General features: G+C 37.9%; 15 protein-coding genes. 13 read left to right on the forward strand and 2 right to left on the reverse strand.

Annotated features, from left to right (window positions below; all coding sequences use genetic code 11):
- Positions 1 to 69: 69 nt before the first annotated feature.
- From AC4NPH_RS00590 to AC4NPH_RS00600, 3 genes are all read left to right on the forward strand, one after another.
- The gene (locus tag AC4NPH_RS00590) at positions 70 to 1,572 is read left to right on the forward strand and encodes a malate:quinone oxidoreductase (protein WP_013057539.1); all 1,503 of its coding nucleotides are present in this window, start codon (positions 70 to 72) and stop codon (positions 1,570 to 1,572) included.
- A 251-nt stretch (positions 1,573 to 1,823) separates the two neighbouring features.
- On the forward strand, positions 1,824 to 2,483 hold the full coding sequence (locus AC4NPH_RS00595; RefSeq protein ID WP_013057538.1) for a 2OG-Fe(II) oxygenase: 660 nt from the start codon (positions 1,824 to 1,826) through the stop codon (positions 2,481 to 2,483).
- A 416-nt stretch (positions 2,484 to 2,899) separates the two neighbouring features.
- On the forward strand, positions 2,900 to 3,724 hold the full coding sequence (locus tag AC4NPH_RS00600) for a thermonuclease family protein (protein WP_013057537.1): 825 nt from the start codon (positions 2,900 to 2,902) through the stop codon (positions 3,722 to 3,724).
- A 65-nt stretch (positions 3,725 to 3,789) separates the two neighbouring features.
- On the opposite strand, the gene AC4NPH_RS00605 is transcribed toward AC4NPH_RS00600, so the two are convergent.
- Positions 3,790 to 3,933, reverse strand: a complete 144-nt coding sequence (locus AC4NPH_RS00605) for a hypothetical protein (protein WP_153254062.1) — start codon at positions 3,931 to 3,933, stop codon at positions 3,790 to 3,792.
- Between the two features lie 159 nt (positions 3,934 to 4,092).
- On the opposite strand from AC4NPH_RS00605, the gene AC4NPH_RS00610 reads away from it, so the two are divergent.
- The 9 genes from AC4NPH_RS00610 (at position 4,093) to AC4NPH_RS00650 (ending at position 12,262) form a co-directional block, all read left to right on the forward strand.
- Positions 4,093 to 4,647: a GNAT family N-acetyltransferase gene (locus tag AC4NPH_RS00610; RefSeq protein WP_491938530.1), complete on the forward strand. Its 555-nt coding sequence runs from the start codon at positions 4,093 to 4,095 to the stop codon at positions 4,645 to 4,647.
- Positions 4,648 to 4,844: 197 nt separating this feature from the next.
- Positions 4,845 to 5,405 (forward strand): hypothetical protein, encoded by a 561-nt coding sequence (locus tag AC4NPH_RS00615; RefSeq protein ID WP_013057534.1) that lies wholly within the window; start codon positions 4,845 to 4,847, stop codon positions 5,403 to 5,405.
- 199 nt (positions 5,406 to 5,604) lie between these two features.
- Positions 5,605 to 6,435, forward strand: a complete 831-nt coding sequence (locus AC4NPH_RS00620; protein WP_098315037.1) for a YitT family protein — start codon at positions 5,605 to 5,607, stop codon at positions 6,433 to 6,435.
- 312 nt (positions 6,436 to 6,747) lie between these two features.
- Positions 6,748 to 7,161, forward strand: coding sequence for a DUF4395 domain-containing protein (locus tag AC4NPH_RS00625; protein ID WP_013057532.1), 414 nt, complete (start codon positions 6,748 to 6,750; stop codon positions 7,159 to 7,161).
- A gap of 247 nt (positions 7,162 to 7,408) precedes the next feature.
- A complete protein-coding gene (gene nikA, locus AC4NPH_RS00630) occupies positions 7,409 to 8,932 on the forward strand; it encodes a nickel ABC transporter substrate-binding protein (RefSeq protein WP_098315036.1) in 1,524 nt (507 codons plus the stop codon).
- A 2-nt stretch (positions 8,933 to 8,934) separates the two neighbouring features.
- On the forward strand, positions 8,935 to 9,876 hold the full coding sequence (gene nikB / locus AC4NPH_RS00635) for a nickel ABC transporter permease (protein WP_308334227.1): 942 nt from the start codon (positions 8,935 to 8,937) through the stop codon (positions 9,874 to 9,876).
- Complete coding sequence (nikC, locus tag AC4NPH_RS00640) at positions 9,873 to 10,679, forward strand: nickel transporter permease (protein WP_013057529.1); 807 nt, start codon at positions 9,873 to 9,875, stop codon at positions 10,677 to 10,679. Before nikB ends, nikC begins: the two co-directional genes overlap by 4 nt.
- A gap of 5 nt (positions 10,680 to 10,684) precedes the next feature.
- Entirely contained in the window at positions 10,685 to 11,482 is a 798-nt protein-coding gene (locus AC4NPH_RS00645; RefSeq protein ID WP_053487392.1) for an ABC transporter ATP-binding protein, read from the forward strand.
- Positions 11,483 to 11,491: 9 nt separating this feature from the next.
- Positions 11,492 to 12,262 (forward strand): ABC transporter ATP-binding protein, encoded by a 771-nt coding sequence (locus AC4NPH_RS00650; RefSeq protein WP_013057527.1) that lies wholly within the window; start codon positions 11,492 to 11,494, stop codon positions 12,260 to 12,262.
- Between the two features lie 66 nt (positions 12,263 to 12,328).
- Here AC4NPH_RS00650 and AC4NPH_RS00655 read toward each other — a convergent pair whose 3' ends face one another.
- The gene (locus tag AC4NPH_RS00655) at positions 12,329 to 12,625 is read right to left on the reverse strand and encodes a hypothetical protein (protein WP_013057526.1); all 297 of its coding nucleotides are present in this window, start codon (positions 12,623 to 12,625) and stop codon (positions 12,329 to 12,331) included.
- 254 nt (positions 12,626 to 12,879) lie between these two features.
- Here AC4NPH_RS00655 and AC4NPH_RS00660 point away from each other — a divergent pair, with 254 nt between their 5' ends.
- Positions 12,880 to 13,275, forward strand: a complete 396-nt coding sequence (locus AC4NPH_RS00660; protein ID WP_013057525.1) for a P-loop NTPase family protein — start codon at positions 12,880 to 12,882, stop codon at positions 13,273 to 13,275.
- Positions 13,276 to 13,291: the final 16 nt, after the last annotated feature.

A 13,291-nucleotide genomic window follows, 5' to 3' on the forward strand; every position in this document is an offset into this window, starting at 1 on the left:
AGAGTCAGGTAGAACAGGCGTGTTGCTAAAAGGTGCTTTTTTAAAATATAAAAGATAAGGAAGATTGTGATGAGCAATGTATATAAAAAAACAGACGTTATCTTAATTGGGGCCGGAGTTATGAGCGCAACGTTGGGATCTTTACTAAAAGAGTTAGCGCCGGAATGGGAAATCAAAGTATTTGAGAAACTCGCAGATGCAGGAGAAGAAAGCTCGAATGAATGGAATAATGCAGGGACGGGCCATGCTGCACTGTGCGAGTTGAACTATACATCTGAACAAGCTGACGGATCTATAGATATTACGAAAGCAGTGCGAATTAATGAACAGTTTCAGCTTTCAAGACAGTTTTGGTCGTATCTTGTAAGCAGTAATTTAATTCATCATCCGCAAGAGTTTATTATGCCAATCCCTCATATAAGTTTCGTACAAGGAGAAAAGAACGTATCCTTTCTGAAAAAACGTTTTGAAGCGCTATCAAATAATCCGTTGTTTCAAGGGATGGAGTATTCGGATCGTCCTGAAAAGTTAAAAGAATGGATGCCGCTTGTTATGAAAGGCCGTACATCGACTGAAGCAATTGCGGCAACCAAAATTGACTCAGGGACGGACGTGAACTTTGGAGCTTTAACTCGTATGTTGTTTACACATTTAAAAAGTAAAAGCGTAGAAATAAACTATAACCACAGCGTTGAAAATCTGACACGTACCGCAGACGGCTCGTGGGAAGTAAAAGTACATGATATTCATAGCGGCAAACAGGAATATCACACGGCGAACTTTGTTTTTATCGGAGGAGGAGGCGGAAGTCTGTCTTTACTCCAAAAAACGGGTATTCCTGAGTCCAAACATATTGGAGGGTTCCCGGTAAGCGGATTATTTATGGTATGCAATAACCCCGAAGTTGTAGCGCAGCATCACGGGAAAGTGTACGGAAAAGCAAAGGTTGGCGCTCCGCCGATGTCGGTTCCGCACCTTGATACACGCTATATCGACCGCAAAAAAACACTACTGTTTGGACCTTTTGCCGGATTTTCACCAAAGTTCTTAAAAACGGGTTCAAATTTGGATTTAATCAATTCTGTAAAACCGAATAATATCTTAACGATGTTAGCAGCAGGCGTCAAAGAGATGGGCTTAACGAAATACTTGATTCAGCAGGTGCTGTTGTCCAATGAAAAGCGTATGGAAGAACTTCGCGAGTTTATTCCAAACGCAAAAAGCGAAGACTGGGATATCGTCGTAGCGGGTCAGCGTGTACAAGTAATCAAAGATACGGAAGCCGGAGGTAAAGGAACTCTTCAATTTGGTACAGAAGTTGTGAGTTCAGCTGATGGTTCCGTTGCTGCATTGCTCGGGGCTTCGCCAGGTGCTTCGACTGCCGTTCATGTCATGCTTGAAGTGCTGGAAAAGTGTTTCCCGCAGCATATAGAAGAATGGGAATCGAAAATAAAAGAAATGATTCCTTCTTACGGCTTATCTTTGGTAGAAAATCCAGCGCTTTTTAACGAAATTCATGCTTCTACAGCACAAATGCTTGATTTAAGTAAAAAAGAACTTGTGTACCGATGATTTTAGGCAGCCTTTGACACGTATGCTTTAAATTAAAAGAATTTTTTAGAAGCTGTTGTAAAGTATTCAAAATATAGGTGAAACATATAAGAAAAAATGAGGGAGCTTCGTTATATAACGGGCTTCTTTTTATTTATTTCCTTTGCTAGCAGAATTTACTTCGTATTCATGATATAATTACTTATTAGTAAGCGTTTACATATAATGGAGTGAAGAATTGGAAAATAGCTATTTCGAGGAGCCGATAAAAGATGATTCTAACTAATACATCTTTACTGACGAAAGAACAAACGATTTTTAATCATACAGGGAATAAAATTAAATTAGAAGACAGAGAGATTGATATTGTTGCTCGATTTGAAGAGCCTCTTGTTCTAGTTTTAGGAAATGTACTAAGTAACGAAGAATGTGACGAACTTATACAGCTATCCAAAGATAAAATGCAGCGATCAAAAATTGGTGCTGCACGTGAAGTAAACAGTATTCGAACGAGCAGCGGCATGTTTTTTGAAGAAAGCGAAAACGAGCTTGTACATCAAATCGAAAGAAGACTTTCTAAAATAATGGGACCATCTATTGAATATGCTGAAGGTCTTCAAGTTTTAAAATACTTGCCTGATCAAGAATACAAAGCACATCACGATTATTTCACTTCTGCAAGTAAAGCATCTAAAAACAACCGTATTAGTACATTGGTTATGTACTTAAACGATGTCGAAGAAGGAGGAGAAACTTATTTTCCTAAGCTGGGTCTTTCCGTATCTCCGACAAAAGGAATGGCCGTGTACTTTGAATATTTTTATAGTGATGCTGAACTTAATGACCGTACTCTCCACGGGGGAGCTCCTGTTATAAAAGGAGAAAAGTGGGTCGCTACCCAGTGGATGCGCAAACAAAAAATTCGATCGTAAAAACAAAGGTTTGAAGAGCCCTATTATTGTTAGTGAGGGCTCTTATTTATGTTACAAAAAAATAGCAATCATGTTAGCCAGTTATTATATTGAAATATTCATACTTGTTCTATTTGTGCGGCTATTCCCTATTCTTATAAGCCGGTAGACGATAAATGTATTTGTAGTGTAAAATATCCTCATGATTAAAAATTTGGATACACTAAAACGAAAAATGTGTTCGTGAGATAAAAATAAAATAGATGCTATTTAAAAGAATGACTTTAAAACAGGTAAGCAATTTTTATAACAGTTGCACGAAAAAACTCGTGAAAGGTATTTTCACGAGTTTTTGTTTTTAGGTGATTTACACTATTTATAAAATCATTTTACTTTTATATAGTAGATAGGGAACGTGTTAAAGGAGGACCCGGGTTTTGAAAGAAATAAAAGCAATTATTTGCACGATGCTTGCGATGTTTATGCTGCTTCTTACTGGATGCAGCGATGAGCAGGCAAGTCATTCAACCACATCTTCTACCGATACAAAACAAGCAGTTCAAGTAGAAGGTTCATCAGATCAAGAAAACGATCATAGTCCTTCTAAAGCAAATCGTGAAGATGTAGTAGGTGAGGCGGCTACGGTAGAAAGAGTAGTGGACGGCGATACGCTTAAAGTGAAAATGCTGAACGGAAAGAGAGATCGCGTGCGATTACTTCTTGTTGATACCCCAGAAACAAAGCATCCCAAACTAGGCGTACAGCCCTTTGGTCCTGAAGCATCTGCTTACACAAAAAAAAGACTAGAAGGACAGGAAATTACCCTTGAATTTGATGTGCAAGAGCGTGATCAATATGGACGCTTGCTTGCTTATGTATGGATAGACAATGAGCTGTATAATGAAGAGCTGCTAGCAAAAGGGCTAGCCCGCGTAGCAGTATTTCCTCCTAATACAAAGTACGTAGATGAATTTAAGAAAATACAGGAGCAGGCTCGAAAAAGCGAAAAAGGCATCTGGAGTATTGAAAACTATGCACAAGAAAAAGGGTATAACACGGATGCTGTAAAAAATCAGTCCTCTTCTAATCAAAAAGATATTCAGTCTGCCAAAAGCTGTGAAGGTAAAATAAAAGGAAATCAAAACTCTAAAATTTATCACGTGCCAACAGGGGCACACTACAACCAAACCATGAACAACGTCATTTGGTTTTGTACCGAAAAAGATGCGCAAGAAGCAGGATACAAAAAAGCAAAAAACTAACAAAGAAATTCAGTAACTGCTGAGTTTCTTTTTTTTGAGTTCAGTAAGTATTTGTATAGGAGTGGCTAAATACCATCCAACAAAGAGCGACCAATCCGTATAAGAAGACGCAGTGGCCATATGAGCAGCTGAGGCACTTGTAAAAGAATTTCTGCTAAAACTTCCCATCCACTTACCGTAGTATCTTTCTGCTGACGGCGTTTTTTCATAGTCATCATCCATTCATTTGAAAATATACATTAATTATACAATGAAAGGAAGATTAGGAGTTAATTTTTTCTTTCTTTTCTTTTTCGTGTTAAAGTAGATAGGTAAGAAGGTTTGCTACAAATAACGCAAGCGAAGAGAATAAAGGGAGTTTGAAAATCGTGAAAATAAGGAAAGCAAGAAAAGAAGATGCTTCTGCTGTAACGGAATTACTTTATGACATGCTTGGCAGTATTGCACGCTCTCACACGGCGGCTACAACGAATGAAGAAGCGCTTTTAAGACTTAAAGCGTTTATTCTGTCTGAGAAGAATCGCTATAGCTATCATCATATTACAGTCGCAGAAGTCGACGAGAAGGTAGTTGGACTTATGCTTTGCTACGAAGGAAGTATGTTACAAACGCTTTATGAACCAGTTAAGCGTTTTGTACGTGCTAAGCTTAATAATCCAGCGTGGGAAATTGATATAGAAACTGAACATGGAGATTATTATATTGACTCTCTATGTGTAGATGAAGCTTACCGTGGAAAAGGGATAGGAACGGCTCTTTTAAATGTAGCCAAGCAAGAAGCCAAAAAGCGTAAGATGTTTTTATCGTTAAACGTTGAATATAATAACGTAGAAGCCAAAAAATTGTATCAGCGTATAGGCTTTCAAGAGCATAAAACCATTTTTATTGAGAAAAAACCATTTTTTTATATGAAGACTGCCTGAGCATCTTTACGGTAGTATTTTTTGTGATAAAATGGATATATAAGTAAAATAATAAGAACCAACAGCTCAGCACTTTTGCTGAGCTTTCCTGTAAATCGCGTAAACGTATCAAAATGGAAAGAATCCTACATCCAATGGACCATAAGCAAGCGGTCATGAAAGTATGTTTGCTGATGTGCCACATGAAAGGAGCGTGCATGAACATCAGAGATCTTCCGTTTAATATGAGTTATCGATTTAATGAACAGCTTCGAGAAGTTCCCATTAACCCACACCAAATGAAGCAGGGAATTATCTATTTAAAGAAACGAGCTCTTGAAGAAGAGGATGAGTGTGCCGCTGCTAAAACATATGGACATATTGGCGTATATGAGCGCATACTTGGAGAATTAACGAGCAGTGAAAGACATCTGCTGCTGGCCATTTATCTATATGACCGACATGCTGATACAATAGGTGAATTTTTGAATACGATCCGACTTGGACATACATATCACTGGCAAGAACAGTGGGATAAAGCGAATGAAACGTTTCAGTTACTCATTGAACAATTAAAAGCAGATGAAGACCTTCACATATATGAAGACTTTGTCTATCAGTATTATGGAAAATGTTTACTTGATCAGCGGGTTGTTTCCAGAGCACATCACTATTTTCAACGCGCGTTAGAAATTCGATTGAAAAAAGGCGATAAAGAATTAATTGAGTCAACTAATTCCTGCATCCGTCTTTGTTTAAATAAATTAAAACATTCCTAGTATACATAAAAGATAAATGACTCATAGCCTTGGTTACACATAATGCATAAACTTTCCGTTTGACAAACGTATGTGAACATATTATAGTCATACATGGCAATTTAAGAATACGTAATATAAAAATTAAACATAAGCGTCTCTTCTCTTTTGGAGAAGGGGCTTTTTTATGTGAATTTTTATGCCGAGGAGGGTTTAATCGATGAGTAAAACAGTAAAAGATGTCATCTTTTTATTAATAGGTTCGTTTGTATTTTCACTTGCAGTTAACATGTTTGTCATTCCAATAGGACTAGGTGAAGGTGGGGTTACGGGTATATCAATTATTTTATATTATACAACGCATCTTTCAACGGGCATCACTAACTTTATTTTAAACGGTATCTTGCTTATCGTAGGGTATAAATTTTTAGAGAAAAAAACCATCGTCTATACGATGATTACGATTATCGCTACATCTATTTTTCTTCAGGTAACTGAAGGCTGGGGTCTTCATCTTCATGAAGAGCTCATTGGCATGGTTTTTGCCGGTGTACTTCTAGGCGTTGGAATTGGGATGATTTTGCGAGTTGGTGGAACAACAGCAGGTTCAGCCATTATTGCTCGAATTCTAAATAAGTTTTTAAACTGGAAAGTCAGTCATGCACTTTTAATTGTTGATTTACTAGTTGTATTAGCTTCTTATTTTATTATTGGAATCGAAAAGCTACTATTTACGATCGTCATGCTGTACATTACAACAAAAGTAATTGACTTCGTTATTGAAGGGTTTGATGCTAAAAAGGCCGTTACCGTTATTTCAAGCAACAAAAATGAAGTAGCGGATCAAATCAATGAACAGCTTGATCGCGGAGTAACGATTTTAAACGGTCGAGGGAACTATACGAAAGAATCAAAAGAAATCTTGTATGTGGTCATTAACAAACAAGAGCTCATTAAGCTTAAAAAGCTGATTAAAAAAATTGATGATGAAGCATTTGTGATTGTACACGATGTACGAGATGTAATTGGAAAAGGCTTTCTAAGCGCATAGAGCTGTGGTTCCTGGTAATTTTTTCTAACGTTGGTGTTTTCCGAAAAAGTATGATATAAGTGTGTCTAAAGACAATTCAATATACGAAAGGAAGAACCCATATGCGTAATAAAAGGCATGTAAAACGTCTTCTTCAACGTCGAATTCGTTCTTTACGATACGTTGTCTTGATTTTATTTACGATACTGATCTTAAAGTACGTTAGTGAAATTATGTAACTTTTTTGTATGAGTCTTATCGCTCATTTGGAGTGCTTTTTCTTTTAAATTAGTAAACCAATTTGTATAATAGGTTTTATGAAGGAGGCGTTCCATGAGCATTCCCAAACCATTAGTTCAGCTTAATCAACTCTTTATCGTTATAACGGTTTTGATCGCTTTACTTGCGGCAAAGTGGCTTTTACTTTTGCCTTTTCTCGTTGGAGTAGTCACACTTGCAACAAAGCGTAATCCCGTAATTATGGCAGGGAAAAAGCTTCTCAAAAAGCCTGCTTCTTCTTATCAAATGGAAGACCGGGATCAGCAGCTTTTTAACCAATGGATTGCAACGATATGTATGGGGGTTGCTTTCATTTCATTTTTAATGGGTTATACGCTTGTCGGCTATGTATTTAGTATAATGGTGATTCTTGCTGCTGGTGTAGCGCTGATGGGATATTGTATAGGCTGCACGATTCGTTATCGATATATGATGTGGAAATATAAAAGAAAAAAACACGCTGCATAAACAAAGCCTCGAGAAGGCTTTGTTTTTTTATGCTCATTTGTATGCGTTATCAATAAATTCAATCATCATAACGGGTGAAAACAAGTGTTAGAGCGCCAATATCCTTTAAAAACCTTTGTTGACAAAGTAAGGTAAACAAATTAAACTTTTTATGATAATAATAATCGTTACGATTTAAAAGGGGGGTAAGTTATAGTTAGAGACAGTACATAAAAGAAAGATAGTCTTGAATAAAGGAGGGGTTTATATGAGAAAAAGGATAAGTCTGCTATGCTTAACGCTTGCTACGATAGGTATGCTAGCGGCATGTTCGGCTAACTCTGCGAGTACCGAAGAAAAGAGTGAAAAGAAATCACTTACTTTTGTATCGAATTTTCCAAGTGACACGCTCGATCCACAGTTGAATTATACAACTGTACGAGCCGGTATTGCCGAAACGTTAGTAAAAGTTGATGAGCAATTACAGATTGAACCATGGCTTTCAAAAAAGTGGAAAACAGAAGATGATGGAACGACCTGGGTATTTGAGATTAGAGACGGGATTACGTTTCAAAATGGCAAGGATCTGAATGCTGAAGCCGTGAAACATTCGTTAGAAAGAACGATAAAAGAAAGCGAAGCAATGAAAAGTGCACTTAAAATTAAAAAAATGAAAGCCAGTGGCCAAATCTTAACCATTACAACAACAGAGCCGCTTGCCACGCTGCCTTCTGAACTTGTTCATCCAAACACGGCAATTATTGATGTAGATGCTCCAGATACAAAAAGTAAACCCGTGGGAACAGGGCCATTTAAAGTAGCTTCGTTTAAACCGGATAATGAAATGAAAGTAAAAAAATATAAAGAATACTGGGTCGGGGAACCAAAATTGGATGAAGTTGTGTTAATATTTAATGATGATGAAAATGCACGAACGTCCGCTTTGCAATCAGGTGAAGCCGATATTGTGTACCGTCCGGCTATTGAAAGCTTAAACACATTAAAAAAAGATTCTTCTATTGTAGTAGATATACAGCCGAGCCTGAGAAATCAAATGCTTTTCTATAATTCAAGGCAAGAAGCGTTTAAAGATAAAAATGTGAGAAAAGCGTTTGATGTATTATTAAATCCAAAAGATGTTGTCGATACAGCGCTTGCAGGTCAAGGATTCCCGGCAAATGGTCCATTTTTAAAGAGTTTAGATTTTTCGAACGATCAAAAAACGAAAATCTATGGACCAAGTGAGGCTCAAAAATATTTAGAAAAAGCCGGTTATATACTCAAGGATGGAAAAGCAATAAAAAATGGAAAACAGCTTTCCTTTAAGCTTGTTACATATCCTTATCGTCCAGAACTGCCTTTAATGTCACAAATGCTTCAGTCAGAAGCAAAAAAGATTGGTGTAAAAATAGACATTCAACAAGTGGAAAATATGGACGAGTATATGACAACAAAAAATGATTGGGGAATCGTTACATATAGTCTAGTAACCGCGCCGCGAGGAGATGCAGGATATTTCTTTAATGCTCTTTACATGGAGGGAGGAGCATTTAATGTAGGTCATTTTCATGAACCAGCATTAACTTCCATTATTAATAAACTCAATAAAACAGTTGATCAACAACAGCGCAATAAGTTAGCAAGACAAGCCGGAGAAATAGTAGAAAAAGAAACGCTCCACTCTTCGATTGTTCATCCGAATAATTTTGTGGCCTATAGAGACAATGTGAAAAATTGGGTCACAACCAAAAGTGAATACTATGTGATAACAAAGGATTTAGATGTGAAGTAGATATGAAATTAATTAGTAAAAGAATAATAGAATTACTCATTTTTTTAGTTATACTATCGTTTCTCAGCTTTGTTTTAATGAAGCTGGCTCCAGGAGATCCAGTTAAGCAAATGCTTCGTGTAGATGACGTGGCAGTTTCTGAGGAACAAATGAATAATTTGAGAACAGAGCTAGGATTTGATGAACCCGTATATATTCAATATGTAAAGTGGCTGAAGCGCTTTTTTCAGTTTGATTTAGGGTCTTCGTATATGACAAAAGAGCCTGTTATCGATGAATTAGCCGAGAAGTTTCCGGCTACGCTGCGCTTGACGGCTGCATCTTTGGTTGTGATGCTGTTAATAGCTGTGCCACTCGGCACGCTGTCAGCACTGTATCCGAACAAGTGGATTGATTATCTCAGCAGAAGTATTTCCTTAATTGGAGCGTCTATTCCAAGCTTTTGGCTCGGCCTTTTGTTTATACAGCTGTTCTCTGTACGTCTTCAATGGCTTCCTTCAATGGGTACAGGCACAGCAGCCCATCTTGTGCTGCCTTCTTTAACACTTGGTTTTGCCATGTCCGCTGTGTACATGCGAATGGTTAGAGCTAGTCTGCTAGAAGGATTGAAACAAGATTTTGTACGATCCGCTCGAGCAAGAGGAATAAGTGAAAGTCGAATTTTTATTTTTCACGCGTTCCGGTATAGCTTAACGCCGCTTCTTACTATTTTAGGGACGAGCTTAGGTAGTTTGCTTGGAGGAACGGTCATTATTGAAGTGCTTTTTGCTTATCCTGGAATTGGAAAATTAGTTATTGATGCGATTATGAATCGTGATTATCCTGTCATTCAAGGGTATATTTTGTGGATGGGCCTGTTTGTTGTTTTAATTAATTCACTTGTGGATTTGAGCTACAAATATGTAAATCCCCAGCTCTATATAAAGGGAGGGGATAAAAGGTGAAAAAAACTCAGCTTCCTTTTGTAGTGATAAGCGTGTGTGGTATTGCGCTTATTTTATTTTGTCTGTTTGGAAGTCAGCTAACACCAATGGATCCCACACAAGTCAATATGCAAGATCGGCTTCAAAAATCCACCGGTGATCACTGGTTAGGAACTGATCACTTAGGCAGAGATCTCTTTTCACGAATCGTAGCTGGAGCTCAGACCACAATTGGGACTAGTTTTCTTGTCTTAGCTCTTTCTCTTTTGATTGGAGTACCTGTTGGCTTAGTTTCAGCGTATATTGGAGGGAAAATAGACCGCTTTTTAATGAGAATTGTAGACGCTTTTTTAGCTTTTCCTGACTATATTGCAGCCATCGTCTTAAGCGGACTGTTAGGGCCTGGATTATTTAACTTAATTGCTGCGATGGTTATTGTAAAGTGGGTTGGTTATGCAAGGGTAGTGCGCAGTATTGTGCTTCAAGAAAAGTCAAAAGAATATGTGCTGGTCGCTAAATTAAACGGAGTGGGAACACTACCTTTAATCCTGCGCCACTTTCTTCCTCATGTTGGAGGACATATTCTTGTTCTTGCTACGCTGGATATAGGGAAAATTATTTTAATGATGGCTTCATTATCCTATATTGGACTAGGGACTCAGCCGCCTACTCCGGAATGGGGAACGATGCTAAATGAAGGCAGGGCCTACTTTTACAATGCTCCGCAGTTAATGTTGATACCAGGCGTGGCCATTATTTTATTTGTGCTGGCGTTTACAGCTTTAGGTGAATATATTCGAGGGAAATATCAAGTTAATCGATAAAAGAGGTGATCGTCATCGTTTTAGAAGTAAAGCATCTAGCCATTCATAATAAAACAAAACAAATCGTAAAAGACGTTTCTTTTACAATCGAGCAAGGACAGTGGATGGCGCTCGTTGGAGAAAGCGGAAGCGGTAAAAGTATCACTGCTGCTTCGATAGGAGGACTGCTGCCTTCAGGTGTAACGCTTAAAGGAGGATCTATTATCTTTAAGCAGAAAGGAGAGGCGCCTATCCTTGGAAAAGATATTTCGTATATCTTTCAAGATTATCGAAGCGCCTTTACTCCTTTTTTAACAATTGGAAAGCAGTTTGATGAAACGATTCGTACACATAGTAAGCTTGCTAAAAAAGACAGGACTGCTGCCATTTTTCAGGCTCTAAAAGCTGTGAATTTACCTAATGAACGCGTGTATAAAAGCTATGCTTCTCAGCTGAGCGGAGGACAGCTTCAGCGAGCAGCGATTGCTTTAGCACTGGTGATGAAGCCTGCCTTGATTATTGCAGATGAACCAACCACGGCTTTAGATAGCGTGTCAGCAGCTGAAGTTCTTCAGCTGCTGCATAAGCTGAAAGAAGCAACAGGCTGTGCCATTTTGTTTATTACTCATGATTTGCGTCATGTGCGGAAATATGCAGACCGAGCAGCCATTATGTTAGCAGGAGAGATCGTGGAAGAAAACAGTATCGAATCTCTGTTTCACGCTCCGCATCACTTTTATACAAAAAAACTGTTTAACGCCATTCCTTCTTTACAGAAAACGCCTGATCGATTGTTAGATACGCAGAAAAAAGTGTTGATATAGGAGTGAGATATGAAAGAAAAAAGTATATTACGCGTCACGCAGCTGGTGAAACAGTATAAAGACGTTAAAGCGCTAAATAATGTTTCCCTGCATATCGATAAAGGAGAATGTGTAGGAATTGTCGGAGAAAGTGGAAGCGGCAAAAGTACGCTTGTAAAAAGTGTACTAAGGTTAACAGAAATTCAGCAGGGAGAAGTATGGTTTGCCGAGCAGCCTCTTCATAGGTTAAAAGGAAAAAAACTTCAGCAAGCTCGTCTAGGCATGCAAGTTGTATTTCAAAACCCTGCGGCTTCTTTTAATCCAAAAGTAAAAATCATCGATTCTTTGCTCGAGCCTTTGCGGCAGCAGCGAACCGTTCCTTCATTTTTGTCTCATGTGAGCAGAAACGAAAAAGAAATCGCTTTTTATTTGTTAGAAACAGTCGGGATTAGCGCAGAATATGCGTTGAATTATCCTCATGAACTCAGCGGTGGACAGCTTCAGCGTGTAGCGATTGCGCGTGCCATTAGCGTAGGTCCGTCTCTGGTGCTATTAGACGAACCAACAGCGAGTCTCGATGTTACGGTACAGGCAAAAATTTTAAATTTATTAAAAGATTTGCAGGAGACGTTTCAGCTATCTTATTTGTTTATTTCGCATGATTTAGCGGCAGTAAAATTTATGAGCAGTCGCATGATGGTTATGCAGCAAGGCGAGGTTATCGATCAATTTGACCGTGCAAAGCTATTTGATAAAAACAGGCATCCCTACACAAAAAAGCTTGTGCGTTTATTTGAATAGAGAGTAAAGCTCTTCGTTTAATATACTAAACGAAGAGCTTTTTTTATAAATGAGAATGAGACAAAATCAGGGACGCGGCGGTGGAGTATGCATATGTATAAAATGATAGCCTGCTTGGCAAAGCATGACAAAACTAATGCTGAGTACAACGAGAGGAATTAGCTTGTTTTTTCCTCGTTCTTCATATAGTCCGGCTGCGCTTAAAAGGAAGCCAATAGCAGCTAAAGGAGGAGAGACGCGAAAGAATAAATCTGCAGCGGTAAACGCTTGGTTTGTATATTTATAATAAAAAAATAGACCTGTAATCAATAAAAATAGTCCAATCCAAAACAGCGTAAGTTTTCCAAAAAGGGTTTTAGGCACTGCGATTTCACTCCTTTTGTCAGTCAAGTACTATAAAATACTAGCATAAAACGCTCTAGTTTGCATTAGAGAAAAAGAACGTGAATTATACAATATGTGTAAAAAAACAGGTTTGAAGTAGGAGGAGATGAAGTATTCAAAGCGCTTCATGTAAAAAAATACATATCGTTGGGTCTGTTGGAAGTGGAAAAACAACTCTTGCCCGTTTATTATCCGATGAATTAAAAGTTCCTCACTACGAACTTGATAATATTATGTGGGAACGAACATATGAAGGAGATAAAAGAAGAAGTGAAGCGGATAGAAAAAAGTGTTTACATCATATTGCAGCTTCAAAAGAATGGATTATAGAAGGCGTACACTATACGTGGGTGAATGAAAGTTTTAATGAAGCTGACCTTATTATTTTTCTCGACATCCATTATCTAAAAAGAATAGGGTTTATTATAAAAAGGTATGTTCTGCAAAAAGCTAAAATAGAAAAAGCAAATTATGCACCGACGTTTTCTATTTTCATTAAAATGTTTCAGTGGAATGCGGATTTCGAAAAGCAAAGTAAACCTGAAATTTTGCATACCCTTCGTACGTCATATAACGATAAACTTATAATAGTGAAAAAGAGAGAAGAGATAGAGCACTTTATATCGTAAGAAAACGCCGCTCATC

It is taken from the genome of Priestia sp. MDV22-iso46 (assembly GCF_058629175.1).

Coding starts and splice junctions, on each gene's coding strand:
- AC4NPH_RS00595 (WP_013057538.1), top strand. CDS start 1,824: ATGATTCTAACTAATACATCTTTACTGACGAAAGAACAAACGATTTTT.
- nikA (WP_098315036.1), top strand. CDS start 7,409: ATGAGAAAAAGGATAAGTCTGCTATGCTTAACGCTTGCTACGATAGGT.
- AC4NPH_RS00620 (WP_098315037.1), top strand. CDS start 5,605: ATGAGTAAAACAGTAAAAGATGTCATCTTTTTATTAATAGGTTCGTTT.
- AC4NPH_RS00590 (WP_013057539.1), top strand. CDS start 70: ATGAGCAATGTATATAAAAAAACAGACGTTATCTTAATTGGGGCCGGA.
- AC4NPH_RS00660 (WP_013057525.1), top strand. CDS start 12,880: ATGTGGGAACGAACATATGAAGGAGATAAAAGAAGAAGTGAAGCGGAT.
- AC4NPH_RS00650 (WP_013057527.1), top strand. CDS start 11,492: ATGAAAGAAAAAAGTATATTACGCGTCACGCAGCTGGTGAAACAGTAT.
- nikB (WP_308334227.1), top strand. CDS start 8,935: ATGAAATTAATTAGTAAAAGAATAATAGAATTACTCATTTTTTTAGTT.
- AC4NPH_RS00605 (WP_153254062.1), bottom strand. CDS start 3,933: ATGAAAAAACGCCGTCAGCAGAAAGATACTACGGTAAGTGGATGGGAA.
- AC4NPH_RS00615 (WP_013057534.1), top strand. CDS start 4,845: ATGAACATCAGAGATCTTCCGTTTAATATGAGTTATCGATTTAATGAA.
- AC4NPH_RS00625 (WP_013057532.1), top strand. CDS start 6,748: ATGAGCATTCCCAAACCATTAGTTCAGCTTAATCAACTCTTTATCGTT.